Annotated in this window: 16 protein-coding genes; 10 read left to right on the plus strand and 6 right to left on the minus strand. The window is 64.5% G+C overall.

Features of this window, described 5'->3' with window-relative positions; genetic code table 11:
- Positions 1-2 precede the first annotated feature (2 nt).
- The 3 genes from E3O11_RS13680 to E3O11_RS13690 all read right to left on the minus strand — a co-directional run bounded on the left by E3O11_RS13680 (position 3) and on the right by E3O11_RS13690 (position 4,444).
- Positions 3-1,421, minus strand: a complete 1,419-nt coding sequence (locus E3O11_RS13680; RefSeq protein ID WP_092448729.1) for a 2-oxo acid dehydrogenase subunit E2 — start codon at positions 1,419-1,421, stop codon at positions 3-5.
- A gap of 60 nt (positions 1,422-1,481) precedes the next feature.
- Positions 1,482-2,855: a dihydrolipoyl dehydrogenase gene (gene lpdA, locus E3O11_RS13685; protein WP_092448637.1), complete on the minus strand. Its 1,374-nt coding sequence runs from the start codon at positions 2,853-2,855 to the stop codon at positions 1,482-1,484.
- A 101-nt stretch (positions 2,856-2,956) separates the two neighbouring features.
- Positions 2,957-4,444, minus strand: coding sequence for a leucyl aminopeptidase (locus E3O11_RS13690; RefSeq protein ID WP_092448636.1), 1,488 nt, complete (start codon positions 4,442-4,444; stop codon positions 2,957-2,959).
- 123 nt (positions 4,445-4,567) lie between these two features.
- Here E3O11_RS13690 and E3O11_RS13695 point away from each other — a divergent pair, with 123 nt between their 5' ends.
- The 5 genes from E3O11_RS13695 (at position 4,568) to E3O11_RS13715 (ending at position 10,447) form a co-directional block, all read left to right on the plus strand.
- Entirely contained in the window at positions 4,568-5,491 is a 924-nt protein-coding gene (locus E3O11_RS13695; protein ID WP_092448635.1) for a proteasome assembly chaperone family protein, read from the plus strand.
- 62 nt (positions 5,492-5,553) lie between these two features.
- Positions 5,554-6,888, plus strand: coding sequence for an MFS transporter (locus E3O11_RS13700; RefSeq protein ID WP_092448634.1), 1,335 nt, complete (start codon positions 5,554-5,556; stop codon positions 6,886-6,888).
- Between the two features lie 209 nt (positions 6,889-7,097).
- A complete protein-coding gene (locus E3O11_RS13705) occupies positions 7,098-8,360 on the plus strand; it encodes an RNA polymerase sigma factor (protein ID WP_198415604.1) in 1,263 nt (420 codons plus the stop codon).
- A 44-nt stretch (positions 8,361-8,404) separates the two neighbouring features.
- Positions 8,405-9,685, plus strand: coding sequence for a MurT ligase domain-containing protein (locus tag E3O11_RS13710; protein WP_134477500.1), 1,281 nt, complete (start codon positions 8,405-8,407; stop codon positions 9,683-9,685).
- Positions 9,686-10,447 carry a type 1 glutamine amidotransferase gene (locus E3O11_RS13715; RefSeq protein WP_092448631.1) on the plus strand — a complete coding sequence of 254 codons (762 nt, stop codon included), beginning with the start codon at positions 9,686-9,688 and terminating at the stop codon, positions 10,445-10,447.
- Between the two features lie 109 nt (positions 10,448-10,556).
- Here the strand turns inward: E3O11_RS13715 and E3O11_RS13720 are convergent, their stop codons facing one another.
- Positions 10,557-10,808 carry a DUF7455 domain-containing protein gene (locus tag E3O11_RS13720; RefSeq protein WP_166787589.1) on the minus strand — a complete coding sequence of 84 codons (252 nt, stop codon included), beginning with the start codon at positions 10,806-10,808 and terminating at the stop codon, positions 10,557-10,559.
- Positions 10,809-11,001: 193 nt separating this feature from the next.
- Between E3O11_RS13720 and E3O11_RS13725 the strand changes: the two genes are divergently transcribed.
- Positions 11,002-13,080, plus strand: coding sequence for a DNA gyrase/topoisomerase IV subunit B (locus E3O11_RS13725; protein WP_092448630.1), 2,079 nt, complete (start codon positions 11,002-11,004; stop codon positions 13,078-13,080).
- 183 nt (positions 13,081-13,263) lie between these two features.
- Here E3O11_RS13725 and E3O11_RS13730 read toward each other — a convergent pair whose 3' ends face one another.
- Entirely contained in the window at positions 13,264-15,753 is a 2,490-nt protein-coding gene (locus E3O11_RS13730) for a DNA gyrase/topoisomerase IV subunit A (RefSeq protein WP_092448629.1), read from the minus strand.
- Positions 15,754-15,875: 122 nt separating this feature from the next.
- Here E3O11_RS13730 and E3O11_RS13735 point away from each other — a divergent pair, with 122 nt between their 5' ends.
- Positions 15,876-17,021: an alkaline phosphatase family protein gene (locus E3O11_RS13735; RefSeq protein ID WP_241991028.1), complete on the plus strand. Its 1,146-nt coding sequence runs from the start codon at positions 15,876-15,878 to the stop codon at positions 17,019-17,021.
- Between the two features lie 39 nt (positions 17,022-17,060).
- On the opposite strand, the gene E3O11_RS13740 is transcribed toward E3O11_RS13735, so the two are convergent.
- Complete coding sequence (locus E3O11_RS13740; protein ID WP_092448628.1) at positions 17,061-17,654, minus strand: DUF3043 domain-containing protein; 594 nt, start codon at positions 17,652-17,654, stop codon at positions 17,061-17,063.
- A gap of 38 nt (positions 17,655-17,692) precedes the next feature.
- Here E3O11_RS13740 and E3O11_RS13745 point away from each other — a divergent pair, with 38 nt between their 5' ends.
- From E3O11_RS13745 to ctaC, 3 genes are all read left to right on the plus strand, one after another.
- Entirely contained in the window at positions 17,693-19,141 is a 1,449-nt protein-coding gene (locus tag E3O11_RS13745; protein WP_092448627.1) for a dipeptidase, read from the plus strand.
- Positions 19,142-19,283: 142 nt separating this feature from the next.
- On the plus strand, positions 19,284-19,655 hold the full coding sequence (erpA, locus tag E3O11_RS13750; RefSeq protein ID WP_370257105.1) for an iron-sulfur cluster insertion protein ErpA: 372 nt from the start codon (positions 19,284-19,286) through the stop codon (positions 19,653-19,655).
- 256 nt (positions 19,656-19,911) lie between these two features.
- Positions 19,912-20,802 carry an aa3-type cytochrome oxidase subunit II gene (gene ctaC, locus E3O11_RS13755; RefSeq protein ID WP_092448625.1) on the plus strand — a complete coding sequence of 297 codons (891 nt, stop codon included), beginning with the start codon at positions 19,912-19,914 and terminating at the stop codon, positions 20,800-20,802.
- Positions 20,803-20,805 lie beyond the last annotated feature (3 nt).

A 20,805-nucleotide genomic window follows, 5' to 3' on the forward strand; every position in this document is an offset into this window, starting at 1 on the left:
GCTTAGATGCCGAGGTTGCCCTCGAACGCTCCAGCTTCCAGACGTGCCTTCATCGTGGTGAGGAAGCGGGCAGCATCCGCTCCGTCGATGATGCGGTGATCATAAGACAGGGCGAGGTACACACTCGAACGAATCGCGATCGCGTCGAGGCCGTCGGTCGTGACGACGAGTGGCTTCTTGTACACGATGCCGGTGCCCAGGATGGCGCTCTGCGGCAGGAACACCACGGGAGTGTCGAACAGGGCCCCGCGCGAACCGGTGTTGGTCAGCGTGAACGTTCCGCCGCTGAGCTCGTCGGGCTTGAGCTTGTTGTCCCGGGTGCGGGCAGCGAGGTCCGCGATCTGGGCGGCAAAGCCGGCCAGATCGAGTTCGCCGGCGTTGCGCACGACTGGAGTCAGCAAGCCACGTTCTGTATCGACCGCGATGCTGATGTTTTCCTGGGCCGGGTAGACAATCGTGTCGCCCTCGATCGTGGCGTTCACGATCGGGATGGCACGAAGCGCCTCGGCTGCGGCCAGGGCGAAGAACGGCAGGAACGAGAGCTTGTTGCCGGTTTTCTCGGCGAACGCACCCTTGACCCGGTCGCGCAGCATGGCCACCCGGGTGACATCCACCTCGACCACGGTCGTGAGCTGAGCGGATGACTGCATCGAGATGACAGCACGCTCGGCGACGACCTTGCGCAGGCGTGACATCGGCTGGGTAGTTCCGCGCAGCGGTGAGACCTCCACGACCGGGGCGGCCGCGGCCGGCCGCGCTGACGAAGCCTGCACGATGTCTTCCTTGCGGATTCGTCCGCCCACCCCGGTGCCGCTGATGGTCGACAGGTCGACACCGGCCTCGTTGGCGAGCTTGCGCACGATCGGGGTGACGTACCCGCTGGTCCCTGCGTGCGAACCGCGAGCGACCGGGGCGTCCACAACCGCAGCGGGTGCTGCGGCAACGGGGGCGGGTGCTGCAACCGGAGCCGGAGCGACAACCGGAGCGGGAGCGGCAACCGGTGCGGGCGATGCGACCGGTGCGGGTGCGGCAACCGGTGCGGCTGCGGCAACCGGTGCGGGCGCTGCGACCGGCTCGGGGGCGGCAACAGGAGCTGCAACCGGCTCCGGTGCTGCAACCGGCTCTGCCACGGGGGCTGCGGTTGCCTCGACCGGTGCCTCGGCTGCCGGAGCGGCAGCGCCGGACCCGTCGCCGATCGTCACGAGGGGTGTTCCGACCTCGACGGTCTCGTCTTCCTGCACCAGGATGGCCTCAATAATGCCGGCGACCGGGGACGGAATTTCCGTGTCCACCTTGTCGGTCGATACCTCGAGCAACGGCTCGTCGACCTCCACGCGGTCGCCCACGTTCTTGAGCCAGCGGGTGACCGTGCCCTCTGTAACACTCTCTCCGAGTGCCGGGAGGCTGACGGATTCGCTCATGCGCATGTCTCCTTCAAAACCGTTTGATTGTCTAAAAATGGGATAAGAATGGGATTCCGACTACATCGCGTGAAGCGGTTTGCCGGCGAGAGCCAGGAAGGCCTCACCCATCGCTTCATTCTGCGTCGGGTGGGCGTGCAGGAACGGAGCAATGTCCTCCGGGTACGCTTCCCAGTTCACAACGAGCTGGCCTTCGCCGATGAGTTCGCCGACGCGGGCACCGATCATGTGGATGCCCACGATGGGGCCGTCCTTGACTCGAACGAGCTTGACCGACCCGGCGGTACCGAGAATCGAGCTCTTGCCGTTTCCGCCGAGGTTGTACTCGTAGGTCGAAATCTGGTCGGCACCGAACTTGTCGGCAGCCTTCGCTTCGCTGTAGCCGACGGATGCAACCTCGGGGTCGCAGTAGGTGACCTTGGGAATGTTGATGTCTTCGACGATGATCGGATTCAGTCCGGCGATTTCTTCGGCGACGAAGATGCCCTGCTGGAAACCGCGGTGGGCCAGCTGCAGGCCAGGAACGATGTCGCCGACGGCGTAGACGCCGGGAATATTCGTGGCGAGACGCTCATCGGTGATAACGAAGCCACGATCCATGGTGACGCCGACCTCGTCGAAGCCGAGTCCGGCCGTGACCGGGCCGCGGCCGACAGCGACGAGCAGAAGGTCGGCCTCAACCGTTGCCCCGTTTTCCAGGGTGACGACGACGCCGGAGTCGCTCTGCGTGACACTCTGAAAGCGGATGCCGAGGGAGTACTCGATGCCGCGCTTGCGGAATGCACGTTCCAGCTGCTTGGAGATGGACTCTTCCTCGTTCGGAACGAGGTGCGGGAGCGCTTCGATGATCGTGACGTCGGCGCCGAAGGACCTCCAGACGCTCGCGAACTCGGCACCGATGACGCCGCCGCCGAGCACGGCGACCTTTTTGGGCACGTAGTCCAGGGCGAGCGCGGTCTCGCTCGTGATGACGCGGCCGCCGATCTCGAGGCCGGGCAGCGAACGGGCGTAGGAGCCGGTCGCGAGGATGACGTTCTTGCCGACGATCGTGTCCTCACCGACCTGAACGGTCGTGGGGGAGACCAGGTGGCCTTCACCTTCGATCACGGTGATGCCGCGAGCCTTGACCAGGCCTTGGAGGCCCTTGTACTTGCTCGCGACGATGCCCTCGCGGAACGCGGTGACCGCTGCCATGTCAATGCCCTCAAACGTGGTCTTGACACCGTATTTGGCCGACTCGCGGCTGACATCGGCGACCTCAGCCGAGTGCAGGAGAGCCTTGGTCGGAATGCAGCCGACGTGCAAGCAGGTGCCGCCGAGTTTGCCCTTCTCGATCAGACCAACGGTGAATCCCAGCTGCACGGCGCGCAGCGCTGCTGCGTATCCACCGCTTCCGCCACCGAGAACGACAATGTCAAAATTCTGATCCGACACTCAGCTACTCCCTCGCGCTTAACGCTTTGTCACGACGGCCGATGAAATTGTGCTGATCGGCCACGTGGTTTGACAAGCTTTTTCTTGCCCCTACGACTGTACTACGGGCGTGAAAAGTCCTCGGCCAGTCGGAGCAGGGCCCGGACGGATACCCCGGTCGGTCCGGCCGCGGTGAACCCCCACCCCGCACCCGAGTTCTGCGCAGGCCCGGCGATGTCGAGATGAGCCCAGGGGATCGTCGTTCCGCTAACATCCGTTCCGATGAATTCCCGCAGAAACACGCCGGCCAGCAGCATGCCGCCGGCGGTGCTGCCGATCTTGGCGTTGGCGATGTCAGCCACATCGGAGTTGAGGGTGGCGCGCAGCTCATCGGGGAACGGCATCGGCCAGGCTGCCTCACCGACGGCAGCGCTGGCAGCGAGAACCCGCTGCACCAGGGCATCATCGCCCATGGTTCCGAAATACCGGGTGCCGAGAGCGACGACGGCTGCTCCGGTGAGGGTGGCGACGTCGATGATCGCGTCTGGCTGTTCTTCGGCAGCGGCGACCAGACCGTCGGCGAGTACGAGGCGACCCTCGGCATCGGTGTTGAGAACCTCGACGGTGCGTCCGCCGCGCATGCGCAGCACATCGTTGGGTCGGATGGCCGAACCGGAGGGCATGTTCTCGGCGATGCACATCCAAGCCGTGATGCGCACCGGCAGTTCCCGCCGCGCCGCGGCCAGCACAACGGCGAGCACGGTGGCCGCACCGGTCATGTCGTATTTCATGCCGACCATGGATGCCGGCGGCTTGAGCGAGAGTCCGCCGGTGTCAAAGGTGATGCCCTTGCCCACAAGGGCGAGATGCTTGTCGGCTCCGGCCGGTGTGTAACTGAGCTTGACCAGGCGCGGCGGGCGAGTGGACCCAGCACCGACGCCGGCGATACCGCCGAAGCCGTCGGCCGCGAGCTGCTGCTCGTCCCAGACCGTCACATCGATCGGCAGACCGGTGGCGGCCTCAACCGCTGCGTCGGCGAGCGAGGCGGGGTAGAGGTCGAGGGGGGGCATGTTCACGAGGTCCTTCACCAGGCGGATCGCCTCGGCGCTCGCGCTGGCCCGCGCAATGGCGTTGGGTGCCGCGACCCCGGTGTGCACGACCACACTCGACGCCGGCAGCTTGGCCGCGGCGAGCGAGCTATGTCGGTACGCGGTGTAGGAGTAGCCGCCGAGAGCTGCGCCCTCGAGAACGGCCTCGACCTGATCGGCATCGGTCAACGAGATGGCGAAGGCGACGGCACCGACGCCGGTCAGCTGACGAACCGCGGAACCGGCAGCGTGCCGTAGCGCATCGGTATCGACGGTACGTCCGAGTCCAACGATCGCGATCGCGCGCGGCGAACCGTCATCAGTGACCAGCCGCACGACCTCATCGCGGGCGCCGGTCACGCCGAGCAACGGAAGCTGGGCCGTGATCGCGGCCATCAGCGTGTCGCTTCCGGTTTCGATGAGGCGCACACCGTCATCCGTTTGTTGGGCAGCGACGATGAGAATCGCGGCGGGAGAGTCGACGGCGGACTTGGTGGACAGGGACAGGGTGGGAACGGTCATACTTCGATGGTAGCCACCGGGTGCAGGATCGCCGGTGGCCGGCAGCCCCAGCGCGCGAGGTGTTCGCTCTCGGCACTCCGTCAGAAGCCACCCAAAAACGGCAGTGCGGATTAGAGTTAAGGAATGTTAGACCCTGCTGAGCTGTACGAACTGACCTCTGACGCCGATGGCGTTCCAGAGGGATTACACCTGGTCGCGGGGCTGACCGGCTTCGCGGATGCCGGTGGTGCGGTCGCGCAATTCACTGACTATCTCCTCACCACCCTCGAGCACACCGTTGTCGCGTCGTTCGACACCGACGCTCTGCTGGATTACCGAGCGCGACGCCCGATCATCTACTTCGATCAAGACCACCTGACCAATTATCAGCCGCCGTCACTGCGCCTGTATCTGGCTCGTGACGAAATCGGGCAGCCGTTCCTGTTCCTGGCCGGGTTCGAGCCCGACTTTCGCTGGGAACAATTCACGGCCGCCGTGATGCAGCTGGTGGAACGGTTCACCGTTACCTCGACCACCTGGGTACACGCCATCCCGATGCCGGTTCCGCACACCCGTCCGATCGGCGTCACGGTGAGCGGCAATCGCTCCGACCTGATCGAGAATCGGTCGGTGTGGCGGCCGCACACGCAGGTCGCGGCCAACGTGCTGCACCTGCTTGAATTTCGGCTGCAGGAGCGCGGTGCCGGGGCGGTCGGCTACGTTCTGCTGGTGCCTCACTACCTGGGCGACGCCGAGTTTCCCGCCGCAGCACTGAGCGCGTTGGAGAGCACGAGCGCGTCGACCGGGTTGATCTTCCCCACCGATCGTCTGCGCGAAGCCAACCGTGAATTCGTCGCCCGCATCGACGACCAGGTTCGGGATAACCCCGAACTGGCCAAGCTCGTTGGCACCCTGGAGCAGCGCTATGACGCCTACATGGAGGGCAGCACATTACGGTCGCCGCTGACCGATGAAGACGGCGAACTGCCCTCGGCCGACGAAATCGCCGCCGAGCTGGAAAATTTCCTGGCCCTGCGTCGCAGCCGCGACGACGGCCCGTCTGCTTAACAACAAGTGCCGGCGGGGCGTTCCGAAACCGGGGCAGGCGCAAGCGCGGTAAGTTGGGACAAGTGAACTCCCGGCGATCTACCCTGATCTTTGTCATCGGATCGTTCGCGTATTTGTCCGCCGTGTTGCAGCGCACCTCGATGGGCATTGCGGGAGTGGCGGCCACCGAGCGTTTCGGCGGCTCGGCTGCCGTGCTCTCGAGCCTCGCCGTTGTGCAACTCCTGGTCTATGCCGCGGCACAGATCCCGGTGGGCGTTCTGATTGATCGTTTTGGGCCTCGGGTGCTCATGATCACCGGCACGGCACTCATGGTGATCGGGCAGATCACCCTCGCGCTCGCACCGGACATCACCCTTGCCGTCGTAGGGCGTATTCTCGTGGGCGCGGGCGATGCGACCATCTTCATCTCCATGATTCGCCTGATCAGCTCGTGGTTCAGCGGACGCATCGTTCCGCTGCTGTCCCAATGGATGGGCAATATCGGCCAGCTCGGCCAGGTTCTATCCGCGGTCCCCCTGGCCTGGCTGCTGCACACGAGCGGATGGGTGCCGGCTTTTCTCTCGGCCGCCTCCGTCGCCGTCATCGCCCTGATCGTGGTCGTCATCTTTGTGCGGGACCGCCCCAGCGACCTGACCGAGCAGGTCAGGACGAACAGCCTGGCCATCGCGCTGACCCAGCTGCGGCACAGTTTCAAACGTCCAGGCACCCAGCTCGGGTTCTGGTCGCACTATGTGACGCAGTCCGCCGGCACCGTGTTCAGCCTGCTTTGGGGCTATCCGTTCATGGTTTTCGGCCTCGGCTACGAACCGGCCTTCGCTGCCGCCATGCTGACAGTGCTGGTCGGGGCCGGGCTCGTGTTCGGGCCGATTCTCGGCCTGCTGACGGCACGTCATCCCCTGCGCCGCAGCAATATCGTGCTGGGAATAGTCGCGGGCATAGCCGCCGCCTGGGCGCTCGTTCTACTCTGGCCGGGTATTCCACCACTCTGGACTATTGTGCTTTTGCTCGTGGTACTCGGCATCGGCGGACCGGGTTCGCTCATCGGCTTTGATTTTGCCCGCACCTTCAACCCGCAACGCAGTCTCGGTTCGGCAAACGGTGTGGTCAACGTCGGCGGGTTTACCGCGAGTTTCGTCACGATGTATCTGGTGGGGCTGCTGCTCGACCTGCAAAACGGATGGAAGGTCGCCGGGGGAGCGGCCAGCGACCTGTACGCCCTCGATGCATTCCGGGTGGCGTTCTCGGTGCAATATCTCGTGGTCGGCATCGGAGTCGTATTTCTGCTGCACGCCCGCCGCCGCACCCGTCGCCAGCTCTCCCGCGATGAGGGAATAGAGGTGGCGCCCATCTGGGTTGCACTATCACGCACCTGGAAACGACGTAACGGAGAATCCTAGTGCGTGGCGTGGCTTGTCGTCCAGACAAACCGTGCAATAATTGTTCAAGGACCCGTTCTGGTCCGGGGCATCTCCACACCGTGTGGTACTTACAGTGTTGGTTTGGGCATCCCTGGGCTTGACATGGGTCCAAGTTCTGCCCAAAAACGCATCTGGCGCCGTCACCGGTCGCACAGAAGCAGGTAAGACTCCGCATGAGAGGTGCTCCAATGGCAACCACCGTAAAGACCGAGGCGACCGACGAGGCGCCCACGACGACGGTCAAGAAGACCGTCACCAAGGCTCCAGCAGCCAAGGCCGCCGCGACGAAGAAGTCCGCGGCCACCGCAGCTGGCGTCGACAAGCCTGCTCCCAAGAAGCGCGTCACCAAGGCCAAGGTCGTCAAGAAAGACGAAGAAGCCGACGTCGACAGCGCGCCGGACGGCGAGGAATACGACTCAGACGACGAAGGCACCAAGCGCCCGGCCTCGGCCGAGCCATTGCCGAGCGGCGCCCTCGTGCTGTCGCTGGTTGACGACGACGATGAGGTTCCGGTCTACTCGAGTGCCATCACCGGCGCGACGGCCGACCCGGTCAAGGACTATCTCAAGCAAATCGGTAAGGTCGCCCTGCTGAACGCTGCCGAGGAGGTCGAACTGGCCATGCGCATCGAGGCCGGCCTGTTCGCTGAGGACAAGCTGTCGGTCATGACCGATGTCGAGAAGAAAAACGCGCTCGGCCGCGAGTTGCAGTGGGTCGCCAAGGACGGCGCCCGCGCCAAGAGCCACCTGCTCGGTGCCAACCTCCGCCTCGTTGTCTCGCTGGCTAAGCGCTACACCGGTCGCGGAATGCAGTTTCTCGATCTGATCCAGGAGGGCAACCTCGGGCTCATCCGCGCCGTCGAGAAGTTCGACTACACCAAGGGCTTCAAGTTCAGCACCTACGCCACTTGGTGGATTCGTCAGGCGATCACCCGCGCCATGGCCGACCAGGCCCGCACCATCCGCATTCCGGTGCACATGGTCGAGGTCATCAACAAGCTCGCCCGGGTGCAGCGGCAGATGCTGCAAGACCTCGGCCGTGAACCCACGCCCGAAGAACTCAGCCGCGAACTCGACATGACGCCGGAAAAGGTCGTCGAGGTACAGAAATACGGTCGCGAGCCGATCTCCTTGCACACCCCGCTCGGTGAAGATGGCGACAGCGAGTTCGGCGACCTCATCGAAGACACCGAGGCCGTTGTACCAGCGGATGCGGTCGGTTTCACGATGCTGCAGAAGCAGCTCGAGAGCCTGCTCGATTCGCTCTCCGAGCGCGAAGCCGGCGTCATTCGAATGCGCTTCGGCCTCGGCGACGGCATGCCCAAGACACTGGACCAGATCGGCGACACCTTCGGTGTCACGCGTGAACGCATCCGTCAGATCGAGTCCAAGACGATGGCCAAGCTGCGCCACCCGTCCCGGTCGCAGTCCCTACGCGACTACCTCGAGTAAAGAGTGGCGTTGACACGGCGGTCCCGGATCGTGACTCTTCTCTCGTGAAGTCGGTGAAGTACGCTCCGGCGATTCTGATTGGTCGAGCGGTTCGGGTTCTAGCCCGCTGGCGCAAACCGGGTGGTGGCTCGGCCATCCCCGGCGTCGTCGTCAACCGCATCGCGCCTCGTTTTTTGGCCGACACCCTCAACGGCTTTCCGCTCGGTTTGGTCATCGTGACCGGTTCGAGCGGCAAGTCGACGACGACCAAGATGCTCGTGGCCATTCTGCGGGCGCACGGCCTGACCGTGTTCACCAACCAGTCGACGGCCAATATCAGCCAGGGTTTGACCAGCGCACTGCTTGAACGGGTCACTCTGACCGGGCGCATCGCGGGTGACGTTGCCGTTCTTGAAATGGACGAAGGGCACGGTGCCTTGATCGCCGGGTCGCTGAGCCCGCGCGTTGTCGCCCTTACCAACGTCATGGTCGACCAAATCGACCGGTTCCACGACTCAGAGATGGTCGCGGCCCTGCTCGGCAAGATCGCTGCCCGCGCCACTGAAACCGTGGTTCTCAATGCCGACGACCGCTACCTCGCCGACGTCGGCTCCAGGCTCGAACCGAGCATACGGGTGTCCAGCTACGGCGTCACCGCCCACGTTCTCACGCTGCACCCCCGTGGCCTGGGCTACGCCGACACCGCCGAATCGCGTCTGCCCGCTGGAAGGGGACTCCAACTGACCGGAATGGCGGGGCGAACTGCCGAAGTGGAATTCCCTTCCAACGGCGGCAGCCACAGCATTGCACTGCCGGCCCGCGGCATCCATTACGCCGTTGATGCTCTGACCGCGCTCGGCGCCGCCGAGGCCACGCTGGGGGAGACTTTCAACCCTGCCACCGCCTGTGCCGCACTCTCGGCTATGCCGGCCGTCTTCGGTCGCGGCGAAGTCGTCACCGTCGGCGGTAAAACGATCGAATTCGTGCTCGTGCAAAACCCGTCGAGCTTTCAGCTCAACGTGGACAGCCTCGAGGCCGGCACGGAGCAGATCATCGTGATCATCGGCTCCGATGTGCGGGATCCCTCCTATTTCTGGCCGGTCGATACCTCGGGGCTTGGCCACGTGCTGATCGCCTCCGGACTGAAGGCGCACGACATCGCCCTGCAGCTGGCCTACGACGGCGTGGCGGTCGATCGCATCGAACCCGACGTCCCGACCGCGCTCGATGCCTTCCTGGCACTGCCGGATCCCGTGTCCGGGGTGAAAACGATCATCTTCTCGGCTGACGGCATGCGGCGCACCCGCGCCCACCTCGGCCTCGTCTCCAACGTTGAGGAATCGTAAATGACCGCCACGTCGATTGAGCGCCCCTTCACGGTGGTCTCGCTGCTGCCTCGTCTCCTCGACACCAACGGCGATGCCGGCAACGCTCGCGTGTTCGCCCAGCGCGCCCGGTGGAGCGGCCGCGAAGCGCGAGTCGTCGACGTGCATACCCGGGCCGATCTGCCCGAACACGTCGACGCGGTGTCGATCGGATCGGGAACGGATGCTGCGCTGCTGCCTGCGAGGGATGCCCTGCGCACCGTGCTGGAAGACCTGCGAGTCTGGTCGAATTCCGGCGTGCCCATTCTGGCCGTCGGCACCGGCTGGGAGCTGATCAGCTGGGGGATAGACCTCGCTGGCGGAAGCGTAATCGAGGGACTCGGACTGGTCGCGGGCCACGCCGTTCCCCGCACGAAACGCGCCACCGACGACATCATCGTGTCGTCAAAGTTTGGGCGGCTGATCGGGTTCGAGAACCACGCCCGCGACTATGTCGGCGCTGAGGCGAGCCCGCTGGGCCGGGTGCTCCATGGTACAGGCAATGCGGATGCTCCGGCGAGCGGACCGCAGATCGAGGGCCTGACCATGGGTGAGGTGTTCTGCACCCACCTGCACGGTCCCGTTCTGGCCAGAAACCCCGGGCTGGCCGATCACCTGCTCAAGGCGGCATTCCGTCGCCGCGGTCTCGTCTATTCCCGCGGCGCTGTGGCCGAGTCCGTCGATGAGACGGCGCGCACCGCGCGCAACCAGGTTGCGTTGCGGCTCGGGCAGCCGACCGAATAGCAGCCGGCCGGGCGTTAATGAGGAAACCGCACCCGAGACTGGCCTGAGCCAGCCGCGCGTGCGGTATCCGTTCTTTCGTCAGCTCGAGCCGAACGAGATTATTGACCAGCTAGGAACGCTGGTCTTCGAGCAGACGACTTGACTCGTCGTGCCAGCTCTCGGCAATGCTCGCGAGCTTCTCCTGGTGCTTGCGGCCGTGGTGAGCACAGAACAGCAACTCACTGTTCTTCACGACGACGCGAATGTAGGCCTGGGCACCACAGGCATCGCAGCGGTCGGCTGCGGTGAGCTGGTGGGGGGCGCCCTGCTTGTTCTCAGCACCGTTGTCTACAGCACCATTTTCGGTGGCGATCTGGGACATATTCTCCTCCTCCAGACTTTATTACTTGAACCCTTTGACTAATGTAAACACGGCCTGGCTGGGTTTACGCGGTGATTGGGTGCTATTTCGCTCACCGCGTAGCCATGTTGCTCAGTTGTGACCCACGCGAGACACGAGGCGCGGCAGGCGATGCGCGAAGGCACCCCGGTTGGCCCCGGTATTCTTGGTTGTTGTGAGTTCTGACTATTCTGCGCGCCACCTATCCGTCCTCGAAGGACTGGAGGCAGTGCGCAAACGCCCCGGCATGTACATCGGCTCGACCGACTCTCGCGGTCTGATGCACTGCCTGTGGGAGATCATCGACAACTCGGTTGACGAGGCCCTCGGTGGCCACGGCGCGAGCATCAATATCGAGCTGCACCCCGATAAGAGCGTCGAGGTGCGCGACACGGCCCGCGGTATCCCGGTCGATATCGAACCCAAGACCGGCCTGACCGGCGTCGAGGTCGTCTTCACCAAACTGCATGCCGGCGGCAAGTTCGGCAGCGGATCCTATGCCGCGTCCGGCGGATTGCACGGGGTCGGAGCATCCGTCGTCAACGCCCTGTCCGAACGTCTCGATGTCGAGGTCGACCGGGACGGCAAGACCTGGGCCATGTCCTTCCACCGCGGAGAGCCCGGCCTGTTCGCCGACACGGGGGAGAAAAGTCCGGACGCCCCGTTCACTCCGTTTGAGAACCAGAGCGAGCTGCGGGTGATCGGCAAGGTCAAGCGCGGCGTCACGGGCACCCGCATCCGCTATTGGGCCGACCGGCAGATTTTCACCAAAGGTGCAGCCTTTCAGACCGACGAGGTGCTGAACCGGGCCCGGCAGACGGCGTTCCTGGTTCCGGGCCTGGCGATCGAGGTCGCCGACCGGCGCACCGAAGAGCAGGTGGTCAGCCTGTTCCAGTTCGATGGCGGGATCAGCGAATTCGTCGAGCATCTTGCGACGGATGCCCCGATCACCGACACCTGGCGGCTGACCGGCAGCGGCACCTTCAGCGAAACCGTACCGGTGCTCACCGACAAGGGCGCCATGGTGCCCACCGAACTCGTGCGCGACTGCGAGGTGGATATCGCCCTGCGCTGGGGGACCGGCTACGACACAATCGTGCAGAGTTTCGTGAACATCATCGCCACGCCGAAGGGAGGCACGCACCAGGCCGGCTTCGACGCCGGGCTGCTTAAATTTCTGCGCGGTCAGCTGGAGCTGAATGCCCGTCGGCTCAAGGTCGGCAGCGACAAGCTCGACAAGGACGACGTGATGGCCGGCCTCACCGCCGTGCTCACCGTGCGCCTGCCCGAACCGCAGTTCGAGGGCCAGACGAAAGAGGTGCTCGGCACGCCGGCCGTGCGGGCGATCGTTGCCAGCGTTGTCGCCAAGGCCATGGCGGAGCGCTATGCCTCGGCAAAACGTGACGACAAAACGCAGTCGGCGCTGTTGCTCGACAAGATCGTCGCCGAAATGAAGTCGCGCATCTCCGCCAGGGCGCACAAGGAAACCCAGCGGCGTAAGAACGCCCTGGAGAGTTCCTCCCTGCCGGCCAAGCTGGTCGATTGCCGCAGCAACGACGTGTCCACGAGTGAGCTGTTCATCGTCGAGGGCGACTCAGCGCTCGGCACCGCCAAGCTCGCGCGCGACAGTGAGCATCAGGCGCTGCTGCCGATCCGCGGCAAGATTCTGAACGTGCAGAAGGCATCCGTTTCGGACATGCTCTCCAACACCGAGTGTGCCTCGATCATCCAGGTGATCGGTGCCGGCTCCGGGCGTAGCTTCGACCTGGCGGCGGCGCGCTACGGCAAGGTCATCATCATGAGCGACGCCGATGTCGACGGCGCCCATATTCGTACCCTGCTGCTCACCCTGTTCTTTCGCTACATGCGCCCGATGATCACCGAGGGCCGCGTGTTCGCTGCGGTGCCGCCGCTGCACCGGGTGGTCGTGATAAACCCGGGCAGCAAGCCCAACGAGACCATCTATACCTATTCCGAAACCGAGTTGCACGCGGTGTTGACGGCGCTCGAGAAGAAGAATCGCCGCTACCAAGACCCGATCCAGCGCTACAAGGGCCTCGGCGAAATGGATGCCGACCAGCTCGCGACAACGACCATGGAACGCGCCCACCGCACCCTGCGCCGGGTGCGCGTCGACGATGCCGAGGCGGCCGGCAAGGTGTTCGAACTGCTCATGGGGAACGATGTGGCCCCGCGCAAGGAGTTCATCATCGACAGCTCCGACAAGCTCTCCCGCGATCGCATCGACGTCTAGGCGGACACCCGCTTTGGCTCGGAGCCCAGTCCATGGACGCGCACCGGGGGCTAATTCAGGAGGTCTCTTCCGGTCGCCGAAAAACTACCGCGTGTTTTTGGGCCCGGAGAGTGGCGGCGATTCGTTCTTCCTTAACTCGCAATGAATCGGGCCGGATCCGCTCCACAGCTACGCCCGTCGAGCCTATATTTCGGAGCCAATGGCTCCGATGATGGCGTCAAGCATGACCCCGGATGCGTCTCGGCGGGATCCGGACTCGGGGAGGGCACGGGGAGTACCGTCCGGACCGACGGCCCGCGCCGGCGCTGGCCCGACCCAGGCGACGGCGAGCGTATCTTCGCCCTTCAGGAAACGCTGGGCACGCACACCTCCGGTGGCTCGCCCCTTGGCCGGGTACTCAGAGAAGTCGCTCAGCTTGGCGCTGCCGGGATCGGTCCCCGGCAGGGTCTGACTGCTCGCCGCGACCGTCGCGACGATCGCCGTGGCGACGTCATCGGTCGACAGGCTCGTGAAGAAGACGACCGTCTCACCCGGCGCCAGCTTGATACCGGCCATGCCGCCAGCTGCCCGGCCCTGTGGACGCACACCGGAGGCGGTGAAGCGCAAGAGTTGGGCGTCGGAGGTGATGAAGACGAGGTCGTCGTCCTCGCCGCCCTGGACCGCGCCGACCACTTCGTCCTTCGGTTTAAGCGCGACGATCTCGAAGTCGGGCTTGTTGGCCCAGTCCCCGGGAGTGACGCGCTTCACGACTCCCTGGCGGGTGGCGAGTGCAATCGCCCGATCGGAGTCGAGGGAGATGATGCCGAGTACGTGTTCCTTCTTATCGGACAGCACGAGGTACTCGCTGATTCGCACCCCGGCGGCGAGTTGAATCGACGTCGGCGGCATCACGGGCAAATCAACTGGGGAGAAGCGGATGAGGCGACCCCGGTTGGTCACCGCGCCTACCTCGGTGCGGCTCGTCGTGTCCAGCGTGGAGAGTACGGCGTCGTGCTTGCTGCGTCGCTGGGGCGGCTGGATTCGCTGCGGAAGTGAATCGTCGACCGCGACCAGGTCGACCCGGGCGATGCGACCGGTCGCGCTCAGGAAAATGCGGGTAGCGATGTCCTGCACCTCGAGCACGGCCGCCTGGCGTTTGGCGGCGGCGACCGAGAGGCCGGCGATGCTCGGCTTGGCCTCGGTCAATACCGTGCGGCGCGGGGTGCCGAATTTTTCGGCGACGGCACCGAGCTCTTCGGAGACCAGGGAGCGGATGGCGGCCTTGGAGGACAGCAGCTTTTCCAGCTTGGCGATCTCGGCGACCAACTGGTCGCGTTCGGCTTCGAGTTCGATGCGGGAGAATTTGGTGAGGCGACGCAGCCGAAGTTCGAGAATGTACTCGGCCTGGATCTGGCTCAGGTCGAACACGTCGATGAGTTTGGCGCGCGCCTGCTCGGTGTCGTCGCTCGCGCGAATCACCTGGATGACCTCGTCAATGTCGAGAATGGCCACGAGCAGGCCGAGCACGAGGTGCAGGCGTTCCTTGCGGCGGGCCAGCCGGTAGGCGGAGCGGCGGGTGACGACCTCGATGCGGTGATTGACGTAGACGTGCAGCAATTCGAGCAGGCCGAGGGTCTGCGGGGCTCCGTTGACGAGGGCGACTGCGTTGATATTGAACGAGTCTTCGAGCGGGGTGTAGCGGTAGAGCTGCTCGAGCACGGCGTCGGGGCTGAACCCGGTCTTGATACCGATGACGAGACGAAGCCCCTTGGTGCGGTCGGTCAGGTCGGTGACGTCGGAGATGCCGCTGAGCTTCTTCGAGTTGACGCCGTCCTTGATCTTCTCGATCACCTTTTCCGGGCCGACCAGATAGGGGAGTTCGGTCACGACGAGCCCGGTCTTACGAGCGCTGATCGACTCGACCGAGACGCGCGCTCGGGTCTTGAAGCTTCCACGGCCGGTGCTGTAGGCATCCTTGATGCCAGCCAGACCGACTATCGTGCCGCCGGTGGGCAGGTCGGGCCCCGGCACGAACTCCATGACGTCGTCCAGGGTCGCGTTCGGGTGCGCGAGCAAATGCCGGGCCGCTCCGACGACCTCGATCAGATTGTGCGGTGCCATGTTGGTCGCCATGCCGACGGCGATGCCGCTCGTGCCGTTGACCAGCAGGTTGGGGTAAGCAGCCGGCAACACATCGGGCTGGGTCAGCTGGTTGTCGTAGTTGGGCACGAAGTCGACGACGTCTTCGTCGAGGTTCTCGGTCATGGCGAGGGCCGGGGCCGCCAGACGGGCTTCGGTGTAGCGGGGAGCAGCCGGCCCGTCGTCGAGAGAACCGAAGTTGCCGTGTCCGTCGATCAGCGGCACCCGAAGCGAGAATGACTGTGCCATGCGCACGAGGGCGTCATAGATGGCGGTGTCGCCGTGCGGGTGCAGCTTGCCCATCACCTCACCGACAACACGGGCACTCTTCACGTGCCCCTTGTCGGGGCGCAATCCCATTTCGTTCATCTGGTACAGGATGCGTCGCTGCACCGGCTTGAGACCGTCCCTGGCGTCGGGTAGGGCGCGCGAGTAGATCACCGAATAGGCGTATTCGAGGAAAGACCCCTGCATCTCGACCGAGACATCGACGTCCTCGATGCGTTCGGTGCTGGCTGTGCTGGTGTCGGGTGTGGTGCTATCTGAGCGGCTCATTCGCGAATTCTGCTTCAAGCGTGCGGCGGCGACCGAGCGATCCGGTCGTGCTGCACTACGTCTGGGGCGCTCTCGGGAGCGCTGGAGGGCGCGGGTTCGTCCCTGTGAAAGAATAGAACCCGATGCCCACCATGCTACCGGCCCGCCAATTCAGTGCCCTGCGCCTGGCCGATGTTCTCACCAGTTCTCTCGATGCCGTCTGTGCCAGACCGAATTCGCTCGGGTTGCCCGCGGTGCGCAAAGCGGTCGTGATTCTGGCGGACGGCCTCGGCGTCAGCTCGATCCGGGCTCGGGCCGGGCACGCCCGTTTTCTGGCTTCCCGCCTCAATAAATCCAGCATTATCGACGGGGTCTTCCCGGCAACGACCGTGGCGGGGATAGCGACTTTGACCACCGGGGTGGAACCGGGCCAGCACGGTCTGGTCGGCTACCAGGTGCTCGATGCGGCTCGCGACCGGGTCGTCAACCAGTTGACCGGCTGGGACGCGGGTATGCAGCCCGCGACCTGGCAGCGGGCCCGGACCGTTTTCGACCGGGCCGCCGACGACAACGTTCCCAGCTTCGCCGTCGGCCCGAAAAAGTTTTTGGACTCGGGCTTCACCCAGGCGGTATTGCGCGGGGCTCAGTACGTGTCCGCCGAGAAGGTGGCCGATCGTTTTACCGCTGCGCGCAGGATCCTGAATGAGAACCCCACCGCCCTGATCTACCTGTACGTCGCTGAACTTGACGTTGTCGCCCACGCGCACGGCTGGGAATCGGACCGCTGGCTGGCCGTGCTCGAGTACCTCGACTCGGAGGTGACCCGGTTCGCGGCGACTCTGCGCTCCGATGAGGGGCTGCTTCTCACCGCGGACCACGGCGTGATCGACGTGCCGAGCACCAAACACGTTCTGTTGGACACCGAGCCGGCACTCGTCGCCGGGGTTCGCCACGTGGCGGGGGACCCGCGCTGCGTGCAGCTCTACCTCGAACCGAAGCAATCCGCGGTCGACGCTGACTCACTCGCGGATGCCTGGCGGCAGTCGCAGGGGGATCGCGCCTGGGTCTACACTCGCGCTGAGGCGGTGGCGGCCGGCCTCTACGGGCGCGTCGCCGACGAGGTGCTGCCGCGCATTGGCGATGTGCTCATTGCCGCCCGCAAGGGCATCGCCTACTACGATTCCCGGCCGGCGAACCAGAAGGCGCGCAACATGATCGGGCAGCACGGTTCCCTCACCGATGAGGAAGTGCGCGTGCCGCTGATTCGTGCTGGTGCCTTCGAACGATAGCGAAGACACTCCGGCGCCCCGCGTGGGGCGCCGGAGCGGTCAGACCGGGTACTGACGGCGCTTGACCTGCGGCTTGGGCAAACGCATCGGCCGCAGCTGCAGCGCGCGCATGGCTGCATACCAGCGGATGCGCTCGGCCTTGTCCTCGCCGAATTTGGCCTCGATCTTCTTGGTGAGAATGAAGCCGAGTGCGACGCAGTCGATAACGGCGAGGATGAAGAATGCCCAGAGCGCGAAGATCGCGTAGACGTCAATGCTCGGAATCGTCGTGAGCAGAATCACCAGGAACATGATCGGGATCATCAGTTCGCCGACGTTGAACCGCGCGTCGACGTAGTCGCGGGCGTAGCGCTTCTGCGGACCGCGTTCGCGCAGCGGCAGATATTTGTCGACTCCGGCAGCCATGCCGGCCCGAGCGACATCCCGAGCTGCTGTGGATTTGGCGCGCGCCTGCTTGGCGGCGAGCTTGCGGTCGTCCGGCACCAGCGGGCGCTTGTTGGCCGCTTCCTGCTTCTTGCGGGTGGGGGTCGCCTGACCCTTGCCGGCAGTGGGCGCGAGACCGAGGCGCGCTGCGGTCTCGTCTGCGCTTTCAATCGACGGCTGGGCGTCGGGGTTTACGGGAGTCTTAGCCACATCAAATCCTTGCAATTGGGTGCTTTAAGATTACCCGTATGACTGGTAACCCACAGACAAATTCCCCAACCACGGGCTCCGCCGCACACTCGGAAGCGGATTCGGGGGCGCAAAACGCCCTCCGCACCGCCGTCGAGCAGGGGCTCCCCACCACGATCGCCGACCTGTGCGCGTTGGTGCGCATCCCGTCGGTATCCTGGGCCGCTTTCGACCGTGCCCACGTCGCCGCCAGCGCCGACGCCGTAGTCGCTCTCGTGCGCCACCTCGACGTGTTCGAGTCCGTCGACATCGTGCAGGCAGGTATACCGGGCGGGACCGAAGTCGGCCAGCCCGCCATTCTCGCCTCTCGTCCGGCGCGCAACGGCCGGCCGACCGTGCTCCTCTACGCTCACCACGACGTTCAGCCTCCCGGCAAGGACGAAGACTGGGAGTCCGACCCGTTCACCCCAACCGTCCGCGGCGACCGGCTTTACGGGCGCGGTGCCGCCGACGACAAGGCCGGGGTGATGGCGCACATCGCCTCCATTCGAGCTCTCGTCGCCGCTGTCGGCCGCGACTTCGATCTGGGGCTCGCGCTGTTCATCGAGGGCGAAGAAGAGTTCGGCAGCCGCTCGTTCGCCACGTTCCTGAACGAAAACCGCGAAGCCCTGCGCGGCGATGTTATCGTCGTGGCCGATTCCAACAACTGGGACGTGAACACGCCCGCCATCACGACTGCACTACGCGGAAACGTCACCCTGCGGTTGACCGTGCGCACGCTCGAGCATGCTTCGCACTCCGGCATGTTCGGCGGAGCAATCCCGGACGCCATGCTGGCCATGATCAAACTGCTCGCGACGCTGTACGGCGATGACGGTTCGGTTGCCGTCGCCGGACTGACCAGCATCGACGTGCCCACCCCCGACTACTCCGAGGAGCAGCTGCGCGCCGAGACCGGGCTGTTGCCCGGCGTCAGCCCGATCGGACACGGTTCCATTCTCAGTCGAATCTGGTCGCAGCCGGCTCTCACCGTCACCGGCATCGACGCCCCGAGCGTCGACAACGCGTCGAACACGCTCACACCGAGCGTCAGCGTTCGAATCAGCACGCGCATCGCCCCCGGGCAGTCCTCAGTCGAGGCCGCGGTCGCCATCGAAACGCACCTGCGTGAGCACGCCCCCTTCGGCGCGTCAGTCGAGATCGACGATATCGACACCGGCGAACCCTTCCTGGTCGACACCAGCGGCTGGGCCGTGACCGAAGCGCGAACGGCCATGACGGATGCCTGGGGCACGCCGCCGGTGGACATTGGCGTCGGCGGTTCGATACCGTTCATCGCCGACTTGGTGCGCGTTTTTCCGGCCGCCCAGATTCTCGTGACTGGCGTGGAAGACCCCGACTCCCGCGCACACAGCCCGAATGAATCCCTGCACCTGGGAGTTTTTAAACGGGCCGTACTGAGTGAAGCCTTCCTGCTCGGTCGCCTGAATGAGCGCACCGGGCATTGACCTCGAGAACCTCGCTCAGGGAAATATGAGAGCGTGGGAATGCCCAGGTCGACTTTCTGGTTGTCCCGGATAGCATTGTCAAGACCAAAACCTGCGTGCGAAGCAGTCACTGCGCGAACCAAGGAGAAGCATGACCGACACCATGACCCCGACTATCAGCTCCGCTGACATAGCGACGCATAGCGCCGCGCACGGCATCGCCCTCACCGAGGTCGCGGCACTCAAGGTGCGCAGCCTGCTGACCCAGGAAGGCCGCGAAGACCTCCGTCTGCGCGTCGCCGTGCAGCCCGGCGGATGCTCCGGCCTGATCTACCAGCTGTACTTCGACGAGCGGGTTCTCGATGGCGATGCCGTCGTCGACTTCGACGGTGTCGAGGTCGTCGTGGATAAGATGAGCGTCCCGTACCTCGATGGCGCCTCGATCAACTTTGAAGACACGATCGAGAAGCAGGGGTTCACCATTGACAACCCGAACGCCGGCGGCAGCTGCGCCTGCGGCGATTCCTTCAGCTAAGCATCCGCTTTAGAAAACCTGCAGGGCAGGAACATTATCACCCGATAATGTTCCTGCCTTTTTTGCTTTCAGCCCGTCATTCCCCCGCCGTTTTCCCGTGGTCTCGCCTAATTTAGCCAGCCATCAGCGGTGGCGCTGCAGAAAACCTCGCCGCCACGACCCGAGGGTGCACGTCGGGCACGTTCTCGCGGAGTAGGCTGGGATGGATCAAAACACTTCCTGAGAAGTGTCCTCGAATCTCCCGAAAGGTCCCCCGGTGCGCAATAATCACCGCCTTCGTTGGGCTGCTATTCCGCTCGCAGCGACGTTAGCCGTTGTACTGGCCGGATGCACGCAGGCCCAGCTCCACGGCTTCCTGCCCGGCTTTATTGAAGAGGGTGAAGCGCCGGTCAGCAATCAGACCGATCGCATCGCCGGACTGTGGACCACGGGGTGGATCGTTCTCCTCGTCGTCGGCCTCATCACCTGGGGGCTGATCATCTGGACAATCGTGGTCTACCGCCGCAGGAAGGGCCAGACCGGACTCCCGGTTCAGCTTCGCTACAACATGCCGATCGAGATTTTCTACACGGTCGTGCCGCTCATCCTGGTCGTCGGATTCTTCGCATTCACGGTTCGCGACCAGATCGCCATTGAGACCCGATTCGAGACCCCCGACGTCAAGATCGAGGTGCAGGCCAAGCAGTGGGCCTGGGACTTCAACTATGTCGACGAAGACGTCTATTCACCGGGCATTCAGGGCCAGCCGGATCCCGACGGTGAACGCGGTTCACTCATCGAGTCCGAACTTCCCGTCCTGGTTCTGCCCGTCGACCAGAAGGTTGAAATCGCTCTCGAATCTCGCGATGTCATCCACTCCTTCTGGGTCATCGATTTCCTGTACAAGAAGGACGTCGTTCCCGGCAAGACCAACTACATGTCGGTCATCCCCGAACGCATCGGTACCTTCAAGGGCAAGTGTGCCGAGCTGTGCGGCGAGTACCACTCGCTCATGCTCTTCAACGTCGAGGTCGTCTCTCAGGAGGACTACGACACCTACATCCAGACTCTGCGTTCCGCGGGCAACGTCGGCCAGCTCGACAACAATTACGACCGCAATCAGAATCAGCCGGGCACGAGTGCCCCGACGGCTCCGGAGGGCAACTAAACC

The sequence above is a fragment of the Cryobacterium levicorallinum genome, assembly GCF_004402405.1.
GTDB classification, from domain to species: domain Bacteria; phylum Actinomycetota; class Actinomycetes; order Actinomycetales; family Microbacteriaceae; genus Cryobacterium; species Cryobacterium levicorallinum.

What these genes read in the sequence shown, in the direction of transcription:
- E3O11_RS13680 (WP_092448729.1), bottom strand. Translation starts at nt 1,421, where the DNA reads ATGAGCGAATCCGTCAGCCTCCCGGCACTCGGAGAGAGTGTTACAGAG.
- E3O11_RS13690 (WP_092448636.1), bottom strand. Translation starts at nt 4,444, where the DNA reads ATGACCGTTCCCACCCTGTCCCTGTCCACCAAGTCCGCCGTCGACTCT.
- E3O11_RS13695 (WP_092448635.1), top strand. Translation starts at nt 4,568, where the DNA reads ATGTTAGACCCTGCTGAGCTGTACGAACTGACCTCTGACGCCGATGGC.
- E3O11_RS13705 (WP_198415604.1), top strand. Translation starts at nt 7,098, where the DNA reads ATGGCAACCACCGTAAAGACCGAGGCGACCGACGAGGCGCCCACGACG.
- E3O11_RS13715 (WP_092448631.1), top strand. Translation starts at nt 9,686, where the DNA reads ATGACCGCCACGTCGATTGAGCGCCCCTTCACGGTGGTCTCGCTGCTG.
- E3O11_RS13720 (WP_166787589.1), bottom strand. Translation starts at nt 10,808, where the DNA reads ATGTCCCAGATCGCCACCGAAAATGGTGCTGTAGACAACGGTGCTGAG.
- E3O11_RS13730 (WP_092448629.1), bottom strand. Translation starts at nt 15,753, where the DNA reads ATGAGCCGCTCAGATAGCACCACACCCGACACCAGCACAGCCAGCACC.
- E3O11_RS13735 (WP_241991028.1), top strand. Translation starts at nt 15,876, where the DNA reads ATGCCCACCATGCTACCGGCCCGCCAATTCAGTGCCCTGCGCCTGGCC.
- E3O11_RS13745 (WP_092448627.1), top strand. Translation starts at nt 17,693, where the DNA reads ATGACTGGTAACCCACAGACAAATTCCCCAACCACGGGCTCCGCCGCA.
- erpA (WP_370257105.1), top strand. Translation starts at nt 19,284, where the DNA reads ATGACCCCGACTATCAGCTCCGCTGACATAGCGACGCATAGCGCCGCG.